The sequence below is a fragment of the Paenibacillus sp. FSL K6-2859 genome, assembly GCF_038008265.1.
Classification (GTDB): domain Bacteria; phylum Bacillota; class Bacilli; order Paenibacillales; family Paenibacillaceae; genus Paenibacillus_AQ; species Paenibacillus_AQ nitricinens.
The window spans coordinates 5,298,906-5,321,588 of sequence record NZ_JBBOYU010000001.1; the positions used below are offsets into that span (position 1 = coordinate 5,298,906).

The 22,683-nt window shown below is 47.9% G+C and carries 19 protein-coding genes; all 19 read right to left on the reverse strand.

Annotated elements, in window-relative coordinates; all coding sequences use genetic code 11:
* Positions 1-267: 267 nt before the first annotated feature.
* Positions 268-1,023 (reverse strand): DNA repair protein RecO, encoded by a 756-nt coding sequence (gene recO, locus MHB64_RS23710; protein ID WP_341135497.1) that lies wholly within the window; start codon positions 1,021-1,023, stop codon positions 268-270.
* Positions 1,024-1,059: 36 nt separating this feature from the next.
* The gene (locus MHB64_RS23715) at positions 1,060-1,203 is read right to left on the reverse strand and encodes a YqzL family protein (protein ID WP_076117313.1); all 144 of its coding nucleotides are present in this window, start codon (positions 1,201-1,203) and stop codon (positions 1,060-1,062) included.
* Positions 1,204-1,315: 112 nt separating this feature from the next.
* Positions 1,316-2,209 (reverse strand): GTPase Era, encoded by an 894-nt coding sequence (era, locus tag MHB64_RS23720; protein ID WP_042190933.1) that lies wholly within the window; start codon positions 2,207-2,209, stop codon positions 1,316-1,318.
* A 653-nt stretch (positions 2,210-2,862) separates the two neighbouring features.
* Positions 2,863-3,282: a cytidine deaminase gene (locus tag MHB64_RS23725; RefSeq protein ID WP_341135498.1), complete on the reverse strand. Its 420-nt coding sequence runs from the start codon at positions 3,280-3,282 to the stop codon at positions 2,863-2,865.
* 205 nt (positions 3,283-3,487) lie between these two features.
* A complete protein-coding gene (locus MHB64_RS23730) occupies positions 3,488-3,883 on the reverse strand; it encodes a diacylglycerol kinase family protein (protein ID WP_042130323.1) in 396 nt (131 codons plus the stop codon).
* Positions 3,883-4,380 carry an rRNA maturation RNase YbeY gene (ybeY, locus tag MHB64_RS23735; protein ID WP_094870319.1) on the reverse strand — a complete coding sequence of 166 codons (498 nt, stop codon included), beginning with the start codon at positions 4,378-4,380 and terminating at the stop codon, positions 3,883-3,885. The genes MHB64_RS23730 and ybeY overlap by 1 nt, the downstream gene beginning before the upstream one ends.
* Positions 4,377-6,632: an HD family phosphohydrolase gene (locus MHB64_RS23740; RefSeq protein WP_094870318.1), complete on the reverse strand. Its 2,256-nt coding sequence runs from the start codon at positions 6,630-6,632 to the stop codon at positions 4,377-4,379. The genes ybeY and MHB64_RS23740 overlap by 4 nt, the downstream gene beginning before the upstream one ends.
* A gap of 14 nt (positions 6,633-6,646) precedes the next feature.
* Positions 6,647-7,618, reverse strand: coding sequence for a PhoH family protein (locus MHB64_RS23745; protein ID WP_042190944.1), 972 nt, complete (start codon positions 7,616-7,618; stop codon positions 6,647-6,649).
* 15 nt (positions 7,619-7,633) lie between these two features.
* Positions 7,634-8,815 carry a sporulation protein YqfD gene (gene yqfD / locus MHB64_RS23750; protein WP_094870317.1) on the reverse strand — a complete coding sequence of 394 codons (1,182 nt, stop codon included), beginning with the start codon at positions 8,813-8,815 and terminating at the stop codon, positions 7,634-7,636.
* Positions 8,812-9,105: a sporulation protein YqfC gene (yqfC, locus tag MHB64_RS23755; protein WP_094870316.1), complete on the reverse strand. Its 294-nt coding sequence runs from the start codon at positions 9,103-9,105 to the stop codon at positions 8,812-8,814. The genes yqfD and yqfC overlap by 4 nt, the downstream gene beginning before the upstream one ends.
* Before the next feature lie 173 nt (positions 9,106-9,278).
* Positions 9,279-9,830, reverse strand: coding sequence for a hypothetical protein (locus MHB64_RS23760; protein ID WP_094870315.1), 552 nt, complete (start codon positions 9,828-9,830; stop codon positions 9,279-9,281).
* Between the two features lie 18 nt (positions 9,831-9,848).
* Positions 9,849-10,850: a flotillin-like protein FloA gene (gene floA, locus MHB64_RS23765; RefSeq protein ID WP_060621995.1), complete on the reverse strand. Its 1,002-nt coding sequence runs from the start codon at positions 10,848-10,850 to the stop codon at positions 9,849-9,851.
* A 63-nt stretch (positions 10,851-10,913) separates the two neighbouring features.
* On the reverse strand, positions 10,914-12,278 hold the full coding sequence (locus MHB64_RS23770) for an NfeD family protein (RefSeq protein ID WP_094876468.1): 1,365 nt from the start codon (positions 12,276-12,278) through the stop codon (positions 10,914-10,916).
* A 139-nt stretch (positions 12,279-12,417) separates the two neighbouring features.
* Positions 12,418-12,861, reverse strand: coding sequence for a GatB/YqeY domain-containing protein (locus MHB64_RS23775; protein WP_042190953.1), 444 nt, complete (start codon positions 12,859-12,861; stop codon positions 12,418-12,420).
* Positions 12,862-12,876: 15 nt separating this feature from the next.
* Positions 12,877-13,050, reverse strand: coding sequence for a 30S ribosomal protein S21 (gene rpsU, locus MHB64_RS23780; RefSeq protein WP_036657994.1), 174 nt, complete (start codon positions 13,048-13,050; stop codon positions 12,877-12,879).
* 139 nt (positions 13,051-13,189) lie between these two features.
* Positions 13,190-13,549: a histidine triad nucleotide-binding protein gene (locus MHB64_RS23785; protein WP_042130338.1), complete on the reverse strand. Its 360-nt coding sequence runs from the start codon at positions 13,547-13,549 to the stop codon at positions 13,190-13,192.
* A gap of 367 nt (positions 13,550-13,916) precedes the next feature.
* On the reverse strand, positions 13,917-17,333 hold the full coding sequence (locus MHB64_RS23790; protein ID WP_341135499.1) for an SMC family ATPase: 3,417 nt from the start codon (positions 17,331-17,333) through the stop codon (positions 13,917-13,919).
* A 1-nt stretch (position 17,334) separates the two neighbouring features.
* Complete coding sequence (locus tag MHB64_RS23795; RefSeq protein WP_094870313.1) at positions 17,335-18,516, reverse strand: exonuclease SbcCD subunit D; 1,182 nt, start codon at positions 18,514-18,516, stop codon at positions 17,335-17,337.
* Positions 18,517-18,557: 41 nt separating this feature from the next.
* Positions 18,558-22,682, reverse strand: coding sequence for a helicase-exonuclease AddAB subunit AddA (addA, locus tag MHB64_RS23800; RefSeq protein WP_341136118.1), 4,125 nt, complete (start codon positions 22,680-22,682; stop codon positions 18,558-18,560).
* Position 22,683 lies beyond the last annotated feature (1 nt).

Consider the following 22,683-nt stretch of genomic DNA (forward strand, 5'->3'; position numbering starts at 1 on the left):
ACCCTACTTGATTTCATACCTTGCTTCAGCGATATTACGGCTAAAGACAAGAACGAAATCCACTTTCATTCGCCATATCCGTACTCCCGGGTGCCATGTTCATGAACGTTGTCCCGCCAGGCTCTCACTACCCCCAGCTCGCTGAATCGCAACAATGTCGCTCACTACTTTCCCGATCAATGCACGCTCTCCCGAAATGGAGCAAAACAGCGATCAGATAATCTTATAAAGAAACTGTTCCTATAGTAACGGAAAAATCAGATTTCGTCAAATCTTGTACTTGTCGAGCTGGTCCAGGAAATTCTGTGATTTCAGCTTTAATCCAAGCTGCATATCCATAAAGGCTCGCATAATTTTTTTCAATTCATCTCGGCTGCTTTCTTTGACATCCACATTCCCTAATCTAGTTAGATCAAGTCTGGCGAATAAGCGTAGCAACTTCAACGCACGAGCGGAGACCTCCATTGCTGGAGGATCATTATGTTTACAGCTGCGGCAGAGCGCTCCACCAAGGCGAGGGCTTATCAGCAGTTGTTCATCAGGCTTTTCAGCTCCACATATCACACAGGTGTCGAACTCTGGACCATAACCGGCTGCTTGCAAAATCTTCATTTCATAAACATTTATGATAACTCCAGGTTCCTTATCTTCTTCAAGTGCGTTCAAGCAGGCCGTAAGCTGGCGAAACCAGAAGCTTCCCGTCTCCTCCTCATGCAGGACTTTATCAAGCAGTTCACAAGCGTAAGATGCATAAGCAGCTTTGATCAAATCCTCACGTAGAGGGTGGTGAGACTTCGTGATTTCGCCGGAATTCAGCGTCCCAAGTCCTCCGTTATTTCTAAAAAAAACAAATTCACCGACGGTGAACAATTGGATCAGTGCAGCATGGCGGCTTTTGACCTTCTTTGCGCCACGCACCAGAACTCCTACTTTTCCCGCGTTCTCGGTGCAAAGCGTAATGATTGCGTTCCCCTCGCCGTAGTCCATGCTGCGGATGACGATCCCTTCCACCCTGTGTAGCATGCCTCTTCCCCCAACCATTCGGCAAGCAACCAGTCCTTATTGCGCTTCTTCATCACAGACCTTCTCTTCTTCCACTAGCTGTAATCCACTGTCTTCAAGTGGATAGCCAGCTTCCTTGTATAGCAGGTAAGCATCGACGTCTCCTGTCATTGCAAAATACTTCCACGAAAAGTTTCGCATTCGTATTCATCCTTTCTTGGGAAAGACGATGTCTCTTCAAGAATTAGGATGTGCGATGAGCCAGGTTCTATCCTTGCAATTCCTGCCAAACGAGGAAGAACGGATATAGATCTTAAAGGTCTTTATGGAAGCCCAAATCCCGCAAAACGCGATCCTGATTGCGCCAGTCTTTTTTCACTTTTACCCATAGCTCCAGAAAAATCTTCGAACCCAAAAGGTTCTCAATATCTGTCCGAGCACGTCTTCCAACCTCTTTCAGCAGCGCACCTTGCTTACCGATAATAATCCCCTTCTGAGAATCACGTTCAACAAAAATAACGGCAGACACATGGACCACACCATTCGGCTCAACCCTCATATCTTCGATGGCCACGGCAATGGAATGCGGTACTTCTTCGCGCGTCAAATGCAGAATCTTCTCACGGATTAGCTCTGCGCACACAAATTGCTCAGGGTGATCCGTAATTTGATCTTCTGGGTAGTACTGCGGACCTTCCGGCAAGTACTTAGCGACTTGCTCTAACAGCGTGTTAACATTGCTACCCATCTTAGCTGAAATTGGAATGATTTCAGCAAAGTTATGCAGCTTGTTATACTGAGCCATAAGTGGGAGCAAGGCTTCCGGCTCTATTTTATCGATCTTGTTGAGTACAAGAATAACTGGCGTCTTAAGTCCGTTTAATTGCTCAGCAATGTATCGGTCTCCACCGCCCAAACCATCTGCAGCATCCACAAGGAACAGCACAGCCTCAACTTCACCCAGCGTGCTCATTGCAGTTTGGTTCATGTAGTCGCCTAGCTTGGACTGTCTTTTATGAATACCTGGTGTGTCCAGGAACACGATTTGCGAATTATTCGTTGTATAGACCCCATGGATTTTGTTTCTAGTGGTCTGTGGCTTATCCGACATGATTGCAATCTTCTGTCCAATAACCTGGTTCATGAGTGTCGATTTGCCTACGTTCGGTCTGCCGATAATTGCGACAAAGCCTGATTTGAATTTCATATTATCTTCCTTCCATACTTTCCTTCTAAATTTACGTTCAAAAATCTTCCAAGATCTTTTTCGATCCCCTAAATCCCCCTTAGCCAAGGGGGACCCCATGGGCCCCGGCCCTCTGGACACCCGGAAATGGGCATACCTGCAACGTTCGACGGATTAGAGAGACGATCGTGCATGAGCGCTTTCGTCCCTTATTGGGAACACGCTTACTGTCGCTTATGAACACAGTCCGCATTAAGCTTACCATGGATAAAGATTACTAAGATGCAGATTGCAGGCAGGGGTTCAAATTACGATGTGCAAAAAATCTCTGGCGGCTTTTGCCGCGGCGCTTACCTTGTAATGTTACTCTAATAACACATAGTTTGCACCAGATTAGCCTAACTTGGTAGAACTGGAGCATTTTTAATTGTACTTTGTACAACTAATTTGAGTTTGAGTTTATGTTTTTGGTGTTTTAGTTGTATTCTGTGCAAATAGATCCAGTCTTAAGAGCCAAATACGGACATCATAAATTTAATTGCACTATCTGCAACTAAATTCATTGTTGTGCGAAAGAGTTGCAATGTAACTGTACATTGTGCAATTAAAGTAGCAACCTTCGTCTAACTATACTTAAATTTGCCTTTAATCAGGCATTAAATCAAACCCTCATTTTATTCCGGAGCTTGTCCTTGCTTCAGATCTATGGGACCAAAAGCGCCGGGAAGCAATTCTCCCACCGTGGTCTCAACAATATCGCCTTTCATGTTTCCAAGGATAACCTTCATGTCTGGTGAACACAACTCAATCAGAACTTGGCGGCATACACCACAAGGAGATACGGGGCCATCGGAATCGGCAACAACGGCAATTGCCTTGAAAGAACCGATAGCATGACCGTCGGCGATGGCACGGAATAAAGCGGTTCGCTCCGCACAGTTGGTTGGGCCAAAAGCAGCATTTTCTACATTACATCCGTGATGAATATGACCATCCTGATCAAGGAGGGCGGCTCCAACTCCGAATCGGGAGTAAGGAATATATGCCTTAGCACGTGCTTTAATCGCTTCTTGCATAAGAAGAGTGGAATCCATATTGGGGTCCTCCTAAAGTTTTGTTTAGCGTTACATCATGGAATTACTTCATACAAAACTCACTTCGAGAGCATCCACTTAGTTTTGTTAGCGTCTCAACCTGGAATTACTTCGTACAAAACTCGCTTCCTAAACATCCAGTAACCAAAGAGGCGGAATCGCAAAACGCGGGTCCGCCTCTCCCCTAAATTGAATTGTAACCTGATTATGACATAAGTCCGCTAATCCAGTCCATCACCGGGTGGTAAAAAACATAGACCCCGACTAAGACAGCAAACACCGCCGTAAGAAGCACAGCTCCTGCGGCGGTATCTTTTGCTCTCTTAGCCAGCGGATGAATCTCCGGCGAGATCAGGTCTACCGTCGCCTCGATTGCCGTATTGAGCAGCTCGGCAGTTAAGACAAGCGTAATGGAGAAGAGCAGCAGCATCCAACTGGCCAGAGGAAGTCTGAACACGGCAGCGGCAACAAGTACAACCACAGCCAAACAGCAATGCACCTTCATGTTAAGCTCCGATTTGAATGCCGACACGATGCCTTGCGATGCAAACCGAAAAGAGTGCCAGAACTTCTTGTGTCCTACCGCCGTGTTCTTCACCATTAGCGAGTCAACCCAACCTGAGCTAGTACCTTCTCTTGTTTAGACATCATCTCTGCCTCTGAAGCTTCATCCTGATGATCATATCCTAACAAATGCAGAAATCCGTGCACAAAGAGGAAACCAAGCTCACGCTCCAGCGAATGACCATATTCCTGCGCTTGCTCCTGAGCACGAGTTACGGAAATGATGATATCTCCCAGTACATCCGGAACATCTTCCAGTGCTTCGCCCTCTTCTACTTCGTATATAATGTCCAGCTCGTCCTCTCCGCTTTCATTCATGGCAAAAGAAAGTACGTCCGTCGGACGGTCAATTCCCCGGTACTCCAAGTTCAACTCATGAATACGAGTGTTATCGACAAAAGTAAGCGCAACCTCCCCCTGATCGATCCCTTCCGCTTCACCTGCTTTTTTCAAAATACTCTCCAGCAGTGCGATGAGATCGTCCTTTATCTCGTATTCTTCTTGCTCGTTATCCCAAACGATCTCTAAACTCATGGATTAGCTGCCCCTTCCTCTTTTTTCGGCTTACGCACATCTTCTGGGTATTCGATCCGTGAATGAAAAATCCCCATGACCGTTTCTTTCAGCGTCCGTGCAATAATGTCCAATTCTTTAATCGTTAAATCACATTCGTCAAACTGATGATCATCCAGTCGACTTTTAATAATTTTCTCAATCATCGTTTCCACCTGAAGGACGGTTGGTTTGCGTAAGGATCGTACCGCAGCTTCAACACTGTCGGCGATTCCTACAACAGCCGATTCCTTCGACTGAGCTTTCGGGCCAGGATAACGGAAATCTTCCTCGGTAAAATCAGGCTCAACACCTTTTTCTTCCGCCAGCTTCAGAGCCTTATGGTAAAAATAATGCAGGAACGTAGTGCCATGATGCTGCTCAGCAATATCACGAATCGGTTTGGGCAGCTTATATTCCCGTTGCATTTCCACCCCATCGCGGGCGTGAGCTACAATGATAGATTTACTAAGCTTCGGTTCAATAGAGTCATGCGGGTTTTCCATATTATTCTGATTCTCAATAAAATAAAACGGACGTTTTGTTTTGCCTATATCATGATAATACGACCCCACACGGCACAATAGGCCATCTGCTCCAATCGCTTCTGCGGCCGCTTCTGACAGGTTACCTACCATGACGCTATGGTGATAGGTTCCTGGTGTTTCCGTAAGAAGCTTGCGCAATAAGGGATGGTTCGGATTAGACAACTCTACCAGCTTCAGGGCAGATAGAATACCAAAGGTAGCTTCAAAGAAAGGCATCAGACCAATCACAAGCACTGCGGTCAAAAGTCCGCTCGCAAAAGCAAAACCAACGGCATACAGCGTGCTTACATCTTTCCATTCACCACCAGCTAAGAGGGTCAGCATAAAGACGGTCACACAGCCAAAAAGGGATACCATAATCCCGCCTTTTAATAATGTGGAACGCTGGCCTGCACGATGAGTGGCAAAAATAGCTACATAACAAACAACAATTGAAAAGAAGCCAAAGGTAAAATCAAACACCGAATTCTGCTGAACATTCAAAATGATACTGGCAAGTATACTGATCAGGATAGAACAGAAATATGCTAATGTCATATCCAGAAGCATGGTAATCAGCATAGCACCAATGGCTACTGGAGCCAGATACCCGAGATAGGAATGGACATCCGTCTGCAAAATTGCGGTCAACCGCATGGAAATGATCGTAATAACAAACACAAGCACCAGCATTAATAACTGGGAATTGTTATACTTGAAGCCCGCGGTTCCACCCGAGTAACGGATAAACACCATCAGACCCGCAGATAGCATGGTAGAAAGTAATAGTAATCCAACTTGAGGCCAATAGTTGACCTCATTACTTAGCAGGCCATTCTCATCCAAAAGGGCGTAGAGCTCAGGGGTGATTTTTTGACCTTTAGCGACGAGGACGTCGCCTTGCTCAATAAACACATCAGGTGTGTTCTCACGAGCCTGCACCTTTGCTTCCTTCGTTGCATCTTCGTCATAGAACTTATTGCTTGTAATAACAAGCCGGACTAACTCCTGCACAACCTCACGCGCCGTGCGCTGACTCAGAGAGCTGATACTGACCTGCTCCGCCACTTTGGCGCGCGCAGTCTGGGCATCCGTGATTTGATCGTTCATCAGCCTAGTCACAATATCACGAGCGACAGGCTTCATTTCGATAATGTCCTGAGAGGTCAGTCGCGGAATCTTAATGTAAGTTTCATCTGGAATGACATAGGTCTGCTCTTTTATGACAGATTGCATTTCCTCCAAAAGATGATCGGAATAAGTGCCTCCGCCCCGATTGGAGGCTATGAAATTCAAAATAAAATCATTGGCTCTCTGCGGGATCTCATCACGATAAATCTCAGTCTTATCGCTTTGTGAAATCAAATCATCCTGATTCAGGCGATCAATCCGGTCCAGCAGCGATGTCACAAGATTATCAGCCCTCATCGGGATAATTTTATACTTAGGAGATACACCTTCGGCCGCTTCTTCCGCCGCCTTTAGTGTTGCCTTCTTGTCCAAAATTTGCTTGGGCGCTGTAATCTCCTTCGCGCTTAGCGTATTCTCTTTAATATCGTACCGCTTAGGCAGTAGATCGGGCGACAGACTAAAGTAGAACACAAGTCCGAGTAACAGGAAAAGAGCATAGCGTGTCGCCGCGCTATACTTCCATCCGTTGTTCGTATATACAAATCCGCTTAATTTAGATGGTTGCTTTGAAGCCATGAAGACAATCCCCTTTATTGGAGGTTTTCGGCAGAGCGGTCATAGGCAACGATAATTTTCTGCACCAGGGAATGCCGTACTACATCCTGCTCCGCAAAATAAACAAAACCGAGTTCTTCTATGCCGGATAAAATCGCTTTAGCCTCAATTAAACCGGATTTCTTGCCGCGAGGCAGGTCAATCTGGGTAACGTCACCCGTAATCACCATTTTGGACCCGAAGCCGAGTCGAGTCAAAAACATTTTCATTTGCTCAGGCGTTGTATTCTGGGCTTCATCCAAAATAATAAATGAATCGTCCAACGTACGACCACGCATATAAGCGAGCGGAGCAATTTCAATCAATCCCCGTTCAAGCGCCTTAGCCACCTGATCTGGCCCCATAACGTCGTATAAGGCATCATATAACGGACGGAGGTATGGATCTACCTTTTCTTGCAAATCCCCTGGGAGGAACCCTAGACTCTCTCCTGCTTCTACTGCTGGGCGCGTAAGAATGATACGCTTAACAGAACCTTCTTTTAGTGCCGTAACTGCAAGCACTACCGCCAGGTAGGTCTTACCCGTTCCTGCAGGACCGATTCCGAATACAATATCACGCTTCTTGATCGTTGTCACATAATGTTTCTGGCCAATCGTTTTGACACGGATAGGCTTTCCACGAAAAGTTGTTGTAATTTCTCCCTTGAACAAATCGAGCAATTGATCGACTCGAAAGTCTTTCGCCAGCTCCACAGCGTACTGCACATCACGTTCAGTAAGTATGTAACCGCTCCGAATGAGGGACAGCAACACATTAAACAATTGTCCCAGCATGTCTACTTCCCGCTCCGCACCACGTATCGTTAACTCTGCTTCACGGGAATCAATAATAGCAGGAATTTCACTCTCGATGATTTTTAGGAATCCATCTTGCGGGCCGAACAACGATTGCGCTTCTCCCGCATTTTGCAAAGTAATACGAATGCTTGCAGTCTGTTCTGACAAGTAGCCTCATTCTCCTCAATTGTTTACTATTGGCAGTTCTTCGGAAATTTTCTCTTCTACTTCAAAGATCACTTTCATATAAACTTTACCATTCTCTTTCTTCTCATGCAAAACTTTTTGACTTTTGATGACGCTATCAACGCCATAACGCGCCAAAATATCATTCTTCGCTCGCTCTATTCCCTTTTCAAATCCAGCCTCTGGAGTTAATGTCTCACTTGTTTCACTAATCTCCATTTCTTTCTCAGTCATTAGGCCCAGCGGCAGCTTAAAGGACCGCCAGGATAGCGGATCGTGCTCAATAAGCGTTCGTGATTTCTCAAAAGGAGAATCGCCATAACCCCATAGCTGGATAGCCCATTTGCCAAGCACCAGATAGGTTCGATCCTTACGATCCCCTGTATATGAACTATTTGTTGTTGTAAGAGGCACCTCTATATTGTATTCATGCCACACTAGACCCTTAACTTCACCTTTAGCCACCACGTACTGTACATTCTCTTCGTCGCCTAAAGCACCCGAAATCAGGATATCCCCTTTTTTGACCCGTGAGTTACGCGCTACAACCGGTCTGCCCTGCTCCGCATATATTTCAGTTACCACCGCATCTGTTCTGCTAATCAAATGCCGCTGGCTAAGAAGAGGTTTAATATCCGGCTGTTTAGATTCTACCACCTGAATTTTAATGCTCGTCCCCGTCCGCTGCACCCCTATCCATGAAACGCCGGGTAATTGGGCTAGGAGCCCCTTAGAGAGCTTGTCCGGCTCATCCAGACGCCATATCCATTGAAAAGGATACACCCCCTCCTGACGAGCAGCTGCCAATATATCCTCAGAAGCAATTTTTTCATTCCCCTCGACTCTAATGCTCCATACCATCGTGGATAACATAAAGAGCATAATCCCGAATACCAATATTCCCATGCCAAAAAATTTACGTTTCCAAAGCCGCGCCATCAAAAAAGGCAGTCCGCTTCTTCCTGTAACGTGCATCCGACAGCCTGTCTTCTTTAAAATCGGACGGAGGACATAAAAATCATTCAGAAGCAGCTTAAGGGAAGCGCCGCCCTCAGCGGGCCTCACATCCCAAATCACTATACCTGCTTCAGAAATGACATTAATGAATCTCTCCACCTGAGGCCCCGTCACATGCAGTGTAACGGATCCCCGCAATGATGAAAGAGGTGGTTCCTTCATGATTTCCCCTCGCTTTCTTTATATCTGATCTCTCCGATAATGCCTTCTACCGCCAGCTCCTGGCCAAGAATATTGCGAATGACAAGATCCTCGCCCGTGATTTCAAGCGATCCATTAGCTAACGCGAGCTTAAGCTGGCCTGAGGAAAAATGCAGCACGCCGCGATGATTCTCGATATACAGTTCTTTATTGCCGATCAGGGTGATCCGGGGCATTTCCTGTAGTAAGTCCTGTGGTAAATCGAGCACCCCGTTTGTCCATCCCCGCAGCCTGCGGCCAATACGGGTCATAAGTAGACGTTCCCCCTTCCTGCCTTCTGTACACCTTATGCGGCAACACTTTTGTTTATGAGAAGAAGTAATAAAGGAGCAGCATTCAGGTATAAAAAACATAAAAAAAGCCTCAGCTTTCCTATCGTTAAGATAAGAAAACTAAGGCTTAAAATTGTTACTTTGACCGAAAATTACGATCTTCGGGTGGAATGCGGCTGGCGCGCGCGCGGAGGTCCTAGAATCTCCGCCCAAACCACACCATTGCGCAGCTCACCCCTATTTGCTGTTCTATTTGACTCGACAGCTGTGTCAGAGGATGTGCTCTTCGTCTTCTCCGATTTGGAATCTGCTCCCGCGATTCCATCAAAAGCAGCTTGAATACGCCGCACCTCTTCTTGCATTTTTTGCGTGCGCAATTCAACTCCGTCATCAGCGTGCTCCAAAGACATACCTTCTCCAGTAGAATAATCTGGTGTCGGGATGTACGCAGGCTCTGGAAAGGCAGGTGATGCATCATACTCGCGGGAGGATGTAGTCACAGGAGTTGGAAACCCACTCCTAGACTGTTCAGGGTGGTCTCCGCTCCCATCCACATCCTTATTACGACGTAAAGGATTCTCATCTCCTCCACCAAAAGTGGGCATTCCTCCACGTGTAGCACCTTTAGGTTTGTTCTTCGCAGCCTTGTTCACATTGGATACAATCGCGAAGATAATTACCGCAACGATATAGATCCAGCTCATGGAGATTCACATCCCCTTTTATTTATTATTGTTAGGACGGTTATTGTCGTCCTGATCATTCATTTTGCCGAGGGAGCCTCGCATTTGTGTATCCGCCTCGATATTTTTGATGTTCATGTAGTCCATCACACCGATTTGACCATTTCTGAGCGCCTCTGCCATCGCCATAGGCACCTGAGATTCAGCTTCCACAACAAGCGCCTTCATTTCAACAACGCGTGCCTTCATCTCTTGCTCATGAGCGACAGCCATTGCTCTGCGTTCTTCAGCCTTAGCTTGTGCAATACGTTTATCCGCTTCTGCTTGTTCGGTTTGAAGATAAGCACCGATGTTCTTACCTACATCGATATCCGCAATATCAATGGAGAGGATCTCAAAAGCCGTACCGGAATCCAAACCTTTGGCCAAAACTGTACGTGAGATCGAATCTGGATTCTCCAAAACATCTTTATGCGAATCACTCGAACCTACCGTAGTTACAATACCCTCACCGACCCGGGCAATAATCGTTTCTTCACCAGCACCACCAACGAGACGGTCAATATTAGCACGAACAGTAACCCTTGCTTTTACTTTAACCTCAATACCATTCTTAGCTACAGCCGCTACAATAGGTGTTTCGATCACACGTGGATTTACACTCATCTGAACGGCCAGAAGTACGTCACGTCCTGCGAGGTCAATTGCTGCTGCGCGAGTGAATTCCAAAGGAATGTCTGCACGCTGAGCGGCAATCAGGGCATTAACCACCCGGTCTACATTACCACCAGCGAGATAGTGACTCTCCAGTTGATTAATGTTAAGTCCAAGACCAGCTTTTGTCGCTTTAATCATAGGATTAACAATCCGACTTGGTGTTACACGACGCAGTCTCATCGCTACTAACGTAATAATACTAATTCTAACCCCTGACGCCAATGCAGAAATCCAGAGCATGACCGGGAAGAAGCTTAAAAAGACACTCAACAAAATGACTACGACTACCGCAATCAACAAAAAAGTAATTAAAGATGCTTCCATAACTTTACAACCTCCAGTAAATTATTGTGGAGCTACTATTCGCCATACCTTTTATCTTTTACCTTATTCCTTAATTTCCTTCACCACAATCCGTCCGCCCTCAACTTTTACAACAGAGACCGGTGCATTAACGCTAATAAAGCTGCCTTCAGTAACGACATCTACCCGCTCGCCGCCAATCATAGCCGTTCCGGATGGACGAAGTGGTGTAATACTGTTTCCTATAGCTCCAACTAAGCTTAACTTCTCTTCAACAGGTACAAATCCCTGATCTTTGGAGAGCGTATCCTTCAAAATAAACCTATTCCAAATTCCACGTTCTTTAAATGCGACAGCCACAATCACAATGACTACTGTTGCAGCCGCGAATGCGATACCGAGACTAAACAATGCATGTGTGAAGCTGTATGCTGCGCGTACGACACCTGCCACAAGGCTGACGGAACCTAGTATCCCCAATATCCCAAAGCTCGGCACGAACAGCTCCAGCACAAGCATGACAAGTCCGATGATGAACAAAAGCCAAGTCTCTGATCCGGCAAACCCTGCTACAGAATTTCCGAAAAAATATAAAACAAAGGCTAATGTCCCAATAATCCCAGGTGCACCGAAGCCCGGAACGATCAACTCAATCACAATGCCTGTAATCCCGATGAATAGCAGAATCGTCATAATAATCGGATTTGTCAGAAATTGCGACATTTTCTCGGCACCCGTATGCTCCACACGAAAAATATCATCTGTAGTATAACCTAACCAAGTAATTGCCTCTTCTGGAGTGGTTGTAATTTGATCAGCATAACCAGCTTTTAAAGCTTCGTCACTAGACAAGGCAATAATTTCGCCCTGCGCTTTAGATACGCCTAGATCTGGCTTATCCACAACCAAATTACTATCGACCATTCCCGCAGCAATATCAGGATCACGCTCATTTAAAGCAGCGGCTCCAATCATTTTTGATTTCCAGTAGGACACCATCTTCGCGTCTTCTACTTTCTGGCCGCCACTATCTACTAGAGATGCAGAACCGATCATGCTGCCCGGCTTCATGATGATTGCACCTGCGTTAAGTGCTATGTAACTGCCTGCGGAAGCGGCATCACCTTTAATAAAAGCTGCGGTAGGTATGTCACTATCTCTTACCATCGTCCCAATCTGTTCTGCTGAACTCACCAGTCCCCCCGGTGTATCCACCTCCAGTACAATTAGAACCGCTCCATAATTAGCAGCTTCTGCGAACCCTCTTTCCAAAAAGCTTTGCAGACCTCTTTCAATTTTTTGATCAACCGGAATAATAAACACCGGGCCTTTCTTCATCTCACCATTCGCAGCCTTTGGTGCTTTTGGCACGGTTACATCAGCGCTTACATTCGGGATAAACGGCGTTAAGAGCAGTAGCAGTAAAACAACCGGAATGCTGGCTAACATAATTTTCCGTAATCTTTTCAATGTTTTTACCTCCCTTCTTCAATTTGACCCGGGACACATACACTTTATTACGTTGTAAGCGTAATTACGTTTCAAAACAAAGAAAAGCACCCCTTTTGCAAGGGGTGCTGGCGCTATATTATTGCAGAAATTGCTGAACCGCTTGGTTCACGAGTTTACCATCGGCGCGACCTTTGACCTTAGGCATCAGTGCGCTCATGACCTTACCCATTTCACTTTTCGAAGAAGCACCGGTTTCCTGGATGGTCTGCTGTACAATTGCTTTAATTTCTTCTTCGGAAAGTTGCTCGGGAAGATACTTAATAATAATCTCGATTTCTGCCTTCGTACTCGCGGCAAGCTCATCGCGACCCGCTGATTCAAATTCTTGGAGGGCATCTTTGCGCTGTTTGATTTCACGACTAAGGATATCAAGCACTTCGTTGTCGTCCAATGTTCTCTTCAAATCTATTTCAAGATACTTTATTGTAGAACGAACCATTCGAATCGTGGAGAGCGTGAACTTGTCCTTACTCTTCATCGCTTGCTTCATATCTTCGTTCAATCTCTCGCTAAGATTCATGCGTGGGTAATCCTCCTAAAACTTTCTCTTACGAGCAGCCTCAGACTTCAGCTTTTTCTTAACGCTTGGCTTTTCGTAATGTTTGCGTTTCTTCACCTCAGCCAAGACACCATCTTTTGCGATGGAACGTTTAAAGCGACGAAGTGCAGCATCAATTGTCTCGTTTTTGCGAACTTTCGTTTCAGACACAGTTTCCCCTCCCTCCGACCATACCGTCCAAGAGCATAACACGGTTTATCAAATTCCATTATAGGTCAAACGGAAATAGGGTGTCAACCTTCGTGTTATTCTTTTTTTCTGGCAAGTTCTTCAACATTTAATGATTGTACTATGCGTGAGAAGCTGAGTTTCCTGTGAGAGCTCCCAGCTTGGCCCCACCAAGCAAGTGATAATGAAGATGAGGCACAGCTTGTCCACTATCAGGACCACAATTATTGATCAAACGATAACCAGACTCGGCAATCCCAAGGTCGATAGCGATCTGTTGCGCTACACTGTGAATTTCCGCAATTAACGGAAGATCCTCAGGTGTGACATCATTCATGGAAGCAATGAACTTCTTTGGAATGATCAACACATGTACCGGTGCAGCCGGCTCGATGTCGTAGAATGCAAGAATACGTTCGTTCTCAAATACTTTTTTGGAAGGAATAGTACCCTCAATAATTTTGCTAAACACGGTCTCCATAGAGTGCTTGCCTCCTAAAAATTGGTGAAATTTCACTTCATCATAAGATAATCATACAGGATAATCACCAATTACGAAAGACGCTAGAAGATTCAACATCCGCACGCTAGAGCTGTATCTATTACAGAATGAAATCCATTAACCATTGAAGTGGAGCTATATATACACCCGTAGGGTTAAAAATGGCAAAAAAAAAGAGAAACACCCTTCACAGCTTATAAAGCTGATTCGGCGGCGGACGTATGAAAAGGATTAAATTCCCGGTCATACGTCCGCCGAGGTGTTTCTAAAGTAATGTCGGCTTAGCTGTATTATAACAGTGCGTTGATGCTGTATCTGTGATATCGATCACACGGTTTAAAACACTTCACATTTTTTCCAAAAGGATACGAGATCCCCCTCCACCTTGTTCAGCAGGAACTACCACCAGCTTGCGTGGCAACCTTGCACGAAGCTCTGGAACATGGCTGATAATACCGACAGACAGCTGGTCATTATGCAACCTTTCAAGTGAAGTAATCACTGTATCCAGCAGCTCTGGGTCGAGAGTACCAAAGCCTTCATCCAGGAAGAAAAATTGCAACGGATATTGCCCACGCAGCTGGATCTGAGCTGAAAGAGCAAGTGCCAGCGAAAGGGATGTTAGGAAGGTCTCTCCACCAGACAGGGTTGAGACAGGTCTTCTCACCCCGCCGTTCCCGTCATCACGGATCACAAAGCCGCCACCCGAATCAACCTCCAATGTATAACGCTGCTTACTCAGGAATCGAAGCCGCTGAGAAGCGGACTGACACACCTGCATCAATTGTTCCTCAGCAATGTACTCAACAAAGGCGTTCCCGCGTAAGACCGTCTGTAGTTTGGAGAGTTGATCTTGCATAGAAGCGTGCTCAATCCGCTCTGCTTCAAGCTCCATCCAGCGGATATGCCGATGCCGCAGGTCCTCCAGATCACGCTCTGCACGTGCTCTTGCCTGAAGAGATATTTCATCCTCCGCCTTGCTTTCTCTTAAGGTCCTTTGACTTTCTTGCCATTCTTCTTCACTTAAGCTGGCCCCGTCAAGCTTCTCTTCAATGTTACGCAGTTGCAACGAGACCTCAGTTTCTTCGGCACGATGAGCACGTACGCGGGAAGATGCCATTTCCCGTTCTTCAGAAGTGAGCGCTGCTCCTTCAACCTCAGCGGCTGAACTAAACATTGAAGAAGCCAAGCTTTGTTCCCAATGACTGGAAGCTGCTACGTAATGTTCACGCGCAGATTCTGCAGCCTGGCGTGTAATTGCTGCTTCCTTAACCTCATGCTGAGCCTTCTCCGCCGCCGCGAGATGTAACTGCTTGCTTGTCTCCAGAGCAGTTAACAATTCCTGCAGACGTCCTTCACATTCCGCTAGAAGAGGAGCAGCAGCACGGCCATTCGTCCACTCCAGTAAACGCTGATCTTTTTCACGCTGCAATTCTTCCTTGCCTTCGATCTGTGTGATCGATTGAGCCAGCTCTTTATCCAGCCCCGTTATGGTCTCTTGAAGGTTCTGCACTGAAGCATTTTTCTCCTCCAGAAACTTGACGCTGATATCAAGACGAGATCTAATTTCTTCAGCTTGTGCATCCTTCGCTAACAGATCACGATAAGCTTGTTCCACTTCTCCAGGTGCCAGATCCGGGAACTGCTGTGTCCAGTTCTGCCGCATAGCCGTTAGCTGGGCGCTTAGTTCCTCAGCTTTGGCAGCGATTCCTTCTACCCAGCTCCGTTCACCTGTGACACCTGCCGCTTCTTTGAGGCACAACTGCTGGACCTCCTGCATCGATTGCTGCCACTGTACCGCAATTCGGCGTAGCTCGCCTGACTGTCCTTTTAATGCCAAAAGTGCAGCTTCAAGTTCTGCCAAGGCTTTTTCATCTGGAACGGACACATCGGTTGAGGAAACCTCAGTAGTGCTGACTTCTGAACCAGCAGCTGCAGGGTGATTTGCCGCTTCGATGACTTCATTTCCAAATACCTGCTCCAGCCATATTTGATCCTGTTCACGAAGACCGCGGAACAAATGACGAGCTTCCAAAGCCCGTCTGGACAATGTGCGAACTTGCTGAAGATTCATTTCCAGTTCCTGTTGCTCTAAGCTATCCTGCAATAATGCAGGTGCAGGATGATGCTCGCTGCCGCATACCGGGCAGGGATGTCCTTCTTCCAGCTCCTTAGCTAGCGCTAAAGACAGTCTGTGAAGCTCTTGATCCTTCATAGCTGCTTCCAAAGCACTGACATGTTGCTCCAGGTGCTCCGCTGCGGCACGCGCAGCTTCTTCTGTCGCCAGCAGCTTCTCTTGATGTACCGCCGCCTCGCGGATCAGTTGCCCGCGAGCAGCTTCCTGCAGTTCGCGACGGCCCTCGGCCTCCGCGAGTCGCGCCTGCGCAGCCGCGAGAGCAGCGGCACGCTCGCGGCGCTCCTTCTCCGCCTTATCCCACTGGGATTCGGCGGAGTGCAGCCCTTGCAGTCTCTGCATCGCTTCTTGCAGAGACTGCCGCTCCTGGGAGCGGACACCGAGCGGCTGCAAGCTCTGCTGCAGCTCTTGCTGGCGCTTTTGGCCCTTGGCCAAAAGCTCACGCTCCCGAGCCATGCCCTCCCGCAGCTCCGCCAGCTTGCGGGAGGCCTCTTCGCGGCGCTCGCGCAGAGCCGCGAGTTCGCGCCTTAGCGCGCTGAGCTCGGACTCGAGCTCCAGCGCGCGGCGGTAGGTGCCGGCCCCCTCCCGGAGGGCCGGCTCTTCCGCTGCAAGCGCGGCCTGCGCAGCAGCCGCGGCGGCAGCGGCACGCGCCGCCTCCTGCTCGGCGGCGGCGGCCAGCACCTCTTGGCCCTCCGCGCGGGCCAATCGGCTCTTAAAGGCTTCTTCCGCGCTTCGCCACGCTTTCAGCGCAGGAAGCCTAGCCTCGGCCTCGTCAGCTTGGCCGAGCTTCCGTTCAAGGCGGAGAATCTCCTCCTCCTTGGCGAGTAGTCCCTGCCGCTGTAGCTCGCGGCGGGTCCGTTCCTCTTGGAGCTCGCGTATACGCGCGAAACGCTCCGAGACCTGCAGCGCCGCCTCCAGCTTCTGGCGGCATTCCGCAGCATAAAGGGTGGCCTGCTCGAGGCGCTCCGCCGCTGCCTCTACATCCCCTTTGCCTGCGCTGCCAAGACCCTGCTGCTCAGCAATCAGCGCGCGGAGCGCAGCCTCATTCTCCTTCACCCGGCGGCTAAGCTTGATTGCCAGCTGATCGCCATACTGTTCCAGATGGAACAGGCGCTGCAGCATTTGCCGACGATCTACGCCACGAAGTGATAAGAATTCGGCAAATTTCCCTTGCGGCAATACAACTGCTCTCGTGAAGTCATCCATTTTTAGACCGATATGCTCCTCCACACAGCGCGTAACATCTGCGAGCTTATCCGCCATAACGTTATCTCCGTCAGCTGTAATTTCGATGAAACGGCTAATCGTGTTGCTGACGGTTTGCTCTCCCGTACGTTTGAATTTACGTTCAACCCGATAACGACGTGCCCCCGCGGAAGAAGTGAGCTCAAAGGTAAACGCTACGCTGAGTGAATCTTCAGAGTGGTTCATAATCCCCTGTGTTCCATTAACGGCACGTTCCACTTTCCCGTACATCGCCAAAGTAATAGCATCCAGCAAGCTAGACTTGCCGCTGCCCGTAGGTCCAAAAATCCCAAACAGACCCGTCTCACACAGACTTTCAAAATCTATTTCTTGCATTTCTCTATAACTCTGTAATCCTGCAACTTTTAATAGAATAGGTTTCACCTTAGTTCTCCTCTCCTTCCTCTGGCTGACGCCGTTCTTCTTCAGTTAGCTGTAAGAACAGCTCTATCAAGCTATCTTCCGGTTCCGCTCCACCTGTCTGACGCTGATAGAATTTACGGAATAATTCTTGCACCGGCATACGTGAACGGGAAGTCTGTTCAAGCTCCATCTCCATTTGCGGGTAAATGGGACGAATATGAATAATTCCCTCGCGCGACTTGCGCAGGCGCTGTATATCATTCATCGACATGGCTTCACTAAGCCGAATCTCCAAATCTATAAAAGCAGAAGCATCTCTGCCTTCATCCAGCCATTTATATACCTCCTGCAATCCACCTGTGGAGCTCCATCTTACAAGCGGACGCCCACAGCGAAGGTAAATTTCTTCGAAGATTGGCTCACCGCCCGGCGCAACATCAATCAGCGTCACCGATTTGGCCTGTCCCGCTTCAGAAAAACTGTATGCCAACGGAGATCCACTGTAACGGATCATTCCTTCCCCTTTGACACGCTGAGCGCGATGAAGATGTCCTAGTGCAGTATATTGCGCTCCACAAGTCAAAGCAGAAGGATCAACGGTATACGCTCCTCCTACCTGAATCGGACGTTCCGAATCACTTTCCACACCACCAAGCACATAAATATGGCTCATCGCTAAATTTACGGTCTGCGGCGTAAATTCCCGTCCCAACAGCTGCATGAGCTTGCCTACCCGTGCGCTATAAGCCAGTCGAAGCTCCTCTTCTCCGCTATCTCCTGCAAGTAGTTCACCGAGACGCGCTTCGGAGGGATAAGGAAGAGCTGCGATTTTGGCGATCTCACCCGTTCGTGCAGCATGAACAGTCACTGGCTCTGAGGTAGGAAGCCCCACTAATGTAATCCCCTGCCTTAATACAAGCGGTGAAACTGAAGATACGCGCTCCGGTTGATCATGGTTTCCGGCGATCACAACAAGGGGCCTGCCCCCTGCAGTCAGCCTTGCGGCAGCCTCATAGAATAGTTGTTCTGAAGCCGCTGGTGGATTAACGGAATCGTACACATCTCCCGCCATCATTATCAAATCCACCTTATGAAAATCGGCGATTTCCACCAATTCATCTATGAACTGCTCCTGCTCCTTCTGCCGGCTTCTTCCTTCCAGCGTTCGGCCGAGGTGCCAATCTCCCGTATGCAATATCCGCATCTTCGTCCTCTTTCCCCGCTCCTATGCGGTAATGAATAGATTTATAATTTCACAGCATGTCCGCCGTCAAAAAAGTACAGCCAAATCTCGCTGATCGGTTCTCCCAAAATATCATGTAATGCCTTGCTGTATAACTCTAGCTGAAAACGATATTTTTCTTTAAGCGCTTCTAACCCACCCTGATGTTCTAAAACAGAGTCCGTCTTATAGTCTAACAGAATCATCCGGTCCTCTTCGCGGAACAGGCAGTCAATGACCCCTTGGATCAGCACTCCTTCACTAAAGCCTTCATTATTATTTCCATGGCTTAGCTCTGAGACGGCTTTATTCATATAATCGAGCCCTCCATAAGCCTCGCCTGCGGGAAGCATATAACTGAACGGCATTTCTCTAAGCTTCCAAGAAGAATCTATTAATCTACGACCCAGTTTATTCGTATAAAAAGTCTCTATCTGATCGGGGGCAACCGCCTCCACCTGCTCAGCAGTTAGAATAGCCAATCTCTGCAAACGGGCTAATGTTTCTTCCACAACTTTAGAATCAACAGAACCCTCCAGCGGAATATGCTGCATAACCGTATGGTAAGCTGTCCCGCGCTCCGCTGGGGTTAGACTGCGCTTTTCCATAAATTTCGGACGCCGCAAATGCAGACTGTCTGCTCCTGCCACATCTGTACGCTTATTGTTTTCTGTTGAGGTGACAGGATAACCATCTTCCTCTAGGAGATCATAAGAAGGCTGATCCTGCATCGACAACAAAGATTTCAACTCTGTAACAGAGGTTTTGGCAGGAATACCAGAGGCAGCCGCAAACGGATAAGGCCATTCTAGTCTTCTAGCAATTTCATCGCTATCCACAGATCCATAGACACTTACAGATTCACCTTTTTGCAGCGCCTTGAGTACAGATTGACGTTCTTCTGCTTTGTCCTCTGAGTTATCCGAAGGAAGGAACGCCCCGGAATTCAGTTCGGAAGCATGCTGCACACTGATGCTCCAGTTCGAGACGTCGCTGTGCAGCACTGTCGAGACGGTACCTTCAGAGCCGCCTAGCTTACGAAGAACAGCCGCCGCCGGATGCCGGATCAATGCCGGTCCAACCCAGTCCAGATAGCTGCGACCGCGGGCTAGTAAATGATCAGCAAGCAGTAGCTCATCCCGATTCTGTACACTGCTCCAGCCCGCAATTTTCCGTGGTAAATCTCTTACGGTACCGACTAGAATCATCTTATCTCTCGGACGAGTTAAAGCTACATATAATACCCGCATTTCCTCAGCCAATAATTCAAGTCGTGTACGACGATTAATAGCCAAATAAGGAAGCGTCGGGTAGCTGACCCGTGTTTCCCGCTCCACAAAACGTGGCCCGAAGCCAAGCTCTTTGTGCATCAGGAAAGGAGAATGCAAATCCTGTCGATTAAACTGCTTCGCCATACCCGCTATAAAAACAACAGGAAACTCTAAGCCTTTGGATTTATGGATGGTCATAATTCTGACCCCATTGCCCTCTTCGCCGCCACCACCAGCTACACCAAGATCTCCGCCATTCTCACGAAGCCGTGAAATGAACACCAGAAAACGGAACAACCCACGCGCCGCAGTATCATTCTCAAATTGAACAGCCCGATCATACAAAGCTTTAAGATTGTTCTGTCGCTGTGAGCCTCCAGGCAAGCCTCCAACCCATTCCAGATAGCCGCTCTCACCATAAATACGCCAAATCAGCTCACTGAGACTGCCTTGTCTAGCCGCATCTCTCCAGCTTTCAAGCCGTTCCAGAAAATTCTTAAGCTTATGCTTCAGCTTTAGGCTGATTTGCGGTAAAGCTCCACTTTCAGATTCCACCTCATTAATGATTTCATCATTATTATTATCTGAGGTGACTTTCTCTTCCGCTGCACTTGCTGTTTCTATCACATGAGCCGAGAAAAGATCGTATTCTTCCTCAGCTTCCTTTATATCTTGCAAGCTCGCTGCCACTTGTACAGCATGATAGAAAGAACCATGGCTGTACATCCGAACTGTAGCCAGTTCCTCTTCCGTTAAACCAACGACAGGAGAGCGGAGCACGCCGGCGAGTGGAATGTCCTGCTGAGGATTATCGACTACTTTTAAAAGTGAGAGTGCAATTTCTACTTCAGTGGCTTCAAAATATCCTTTATTCAAATCTCCGTAAGCAGGGATTCCCTCCATCCGAAGCTCCTCGATAATCAAAGGGGTCCATATTCTCGCCGAACGAAGCAAAATCACGATGTCCCCATAAATCACTGGGCGCATAATCTTAAGCCCTTTATCATAAATCAACAACGGCGATCCGCCGTTCAGGCCAGTCATCTGTAATATACGCCGGGCAATCGCCCTTGCTTCCAGCTGCGCGGTCTCACTCTCAATAGCTTCGCTTTCCTGAAGTGGCAGCTCACCGTCCTCAGAAGTCTCTTCTACTTTACCCGATGCCGCTCCGCGATCGATCAATAATAGCTCTGGTGCAAAAAAAGTATCTGGCCCCTTCTCTGCTGCACCCGGGAAATTCGCACCATACACAAGCTCAGCGCGTTCGTCATAATTAATCTCAGCCACCGTCTCATTCATAATCTGCCGAAAAATCATATTTACGGCATTTACAACCTCCATACGACTACGGAAATTACGGGCTAGATCGATAACCGAACCGCCGGAAGATTCATTAGACTTCTCAGATAACTCACTTAACTCGGATTCGCCTATTATATTACTGCCACCTCCGGCATTCTTAGAGCCAAAGCTACGGTATTTATCCAGGAACAGCCCCGGCTCTGCCAAACGGAACCGATAAATACTTTGCTTCATATCTCCGACCATAAATCGGTTACCAGGTGTTTCGCGGGAGATCAGCCGCACAATCTCTTCTTGTACACTATTCGTATCCTGATATTCATCTAGCAGAACCTCATCGAATTGGGCGCGGTACTCCATCGCTGCATCAGAAGGCAGGGAAAGGCCTGGTAGAGAATCAGGATGGCGCAAAATTTGCAGACAATAATGCTCCAAATCACTAAAGTCGACGAGACCCCGTCCTGCTTTTTCCATTCGATAACGTTCACCGAACGCTATCACCGTCTCCGCAAGCTCTGCCATAAGCGGAGCCGCCTCGTTCAGTTCTCTCAAAAAAACATCTGCTGGACGGCCAAACAGCGCCTTCTGAAGATCTAAAACACTCTTCTTCACACTATCGCGCAGTTCTTTAACCATTTCCTGCAGTCCAGGATCTGTCGAATCCTTCTTACAAGCTTTCAATTTTCCAAAGTATACTTCCATGAAAATATCATATAATTCTGCCCATGGCCGTTCATTCACAGCCTCCTGCAATGCACTTACCATCTCAAGGTCAGTCGTCAAATTCTCGGCATAAGGCGCCGGACCACCCGGCTGTAGCGCGATCTCCCTGCCTTGGATAAGCTGACTGGCTGCACCCGCAAGGGTCAGCTTCGCTTCTTCAAGAATACTTAGCACCCAAGGAGTTCGACCTAAGCTATCTGTGTCTGGTAATGAGAAATCAGCTGCGGTATCCCGAAGCCACTGCTCTGGCCAAGGATGGCTGCGGGCATAGTCATGCAGTCGCTGTATGAGCGCATGTACCGCATCATCGCTGCGTTCACCACTGAACCAGTCAGCAAGCTGCACAAATATGCTATCCGCGCCATCTTCACCTGCTTCACCGTATTTTTCCTCCAATAGCTCTTGAAGCAGCTCCTGCCGCATCATCTCTGCTTCATGTTCGTTCAGGATACGGAAGCCGGGGTCTATCGGAATGATCTGATAATAACGCCGGATCACTTCCAGACAGAAGGAGTGTAGTGTTGTAATCGAGGCTTTCCCGAGCAACGACAGCTGACGGCGTAAATGGTCATTCTCTCCATTCTCCTCAAGCTCCCGGTCTAGTGCTTCCCTAATCCGCTGGCGCATCTCGGCAGCAGCAGCTTTGGTAAACGTAGCTACCAGCAATCTATCTACGCTAAAGCCATTCTCTTCCTTGCTGATTTTGCGAATAATACGTTCTACAAGTACCGCTGTCTTACCGGAACCTGCCGCCGCAGCAACGAGGATATCATCACCGCTCTCAGCGATGGCGCGCCACTGGTCATCACTCCATATGCTCCCTTCCGGTTTCGCTTCTATTTCAGGCTTCATA

Excerpts from the sequence above, each read along its gene's own strand:
- recO (WP_341135497.1), bottom strand. The coding sequence starts at position 1,023 with ATGCTACACAGGGTGGAAGGGATCGTCATCCGCAGCATGGACTACGGC.
- MHB64_RS23715 (WP_076117313.1), bottom strand. The coding sequence starts at position 1,203 with ATGCGAAACTTTTCGTGGAAGTATTTTGCAATGACAGGAGACGTCGAT.
- era (WP_042190933.1), bottom strand. The coding sequence starts at position 2,209 with ATGAAATTCAAATCAGGCTTTGTCGCAATTATCGGCAGACCGAACGTA.
- MHB64_RS23725 (WP_341135498.1), bottom strand. The coding sequence starts at position 3,282 with ATGGATTCCACTCTTCTTATGCAAGAAGCGATTAAAGCACGTGCTAAG.
- MHB64_RS23730 (WP_042130323.1), bottom strand. The coding sequence starts at position 3,883 with ATGGTGAAGAACACGGCGGTAGGACACAAGAAGTTCTGGCACTCTTTT.
- ybeY (WP_094870319.1), bottom strand. The coding sequence starts at position 4,380 with ATGAGTTTAGAGATCGTTTGGGATAACGAGCAAGAAGAATACGAGATA.
- MHB64_RS23740 (WP_094870318.1), bottom strand. The coding sequence starts at position 6,632 with ATGGCTTCAAAGCAACCATCTAAATTAAGCGGATTTGTATATACGAAC.
- yqfD (WP_094870317.1), bottom strand. The coding sequence starts at position 8,815 with ATGAAGGAACCACCTCTTTCATCATTGCGGGGATCCGTTACACTGCAT.
- yqfC (WP_094870316.1), bottom strand. The coding sequence starts at position 9,105 with ATGACCCGTATTGGCCGCAGGCTGCGGGGATGGACAAACGGGGTGCTC.
- MHB64_RS23760 (WP_094870315.1), bottom strand. The coding sequence starts at position 9,830 with ATGAGCTGGATCTATATCGTTGCGGTAATTATCTTCGCGATTGTATCC.
- floA (WP_060621995.1), bottom strand. The coding sequence starts at position 10,850 with ATGGAAGCATCTTTAATTACTTTTTTGTTGATTGCGGTAGTCGTAGTC.
- MHB64_RS23770 (WP_094876468.1), bottom strand. The coding sequence starts at position 12,278 with ATGTTAGCCAGCATTCCGGTTGTTTTACTGCTACTGCTCTTAACGCCG.
- MHB64_RS23775 (WP_042190953.1), bottom strand. The coding sequence starts at position 12,861 with ATGAATCTTAGCGAGAGATTGAACGAAGATATGAAGCAAGCGATGAAG.
- MHB64_RS23785 (WP_042130338.1), bottom strand. The coding sequence starts at position 13,549 with ATGGAGACCGTGTTTAGCAAAATTATTGAGGGTACTATTCCTTCCAAA.
- MHB64_RS23795 (WP_094870313.1), bottom strand. The coding sequence starts at position 18,516 with ATGCGGATATTGCATACGGGAGATTGGCACCTCGGCCGAACGCTGGAA.
- addA (WP_341136118.1), bottom strand. The coding sequence starts at position 22,682 with ATGAAGCCTGAAATAGAAGCGAAACCGGAAGGGAGCATATGGAGTGAT.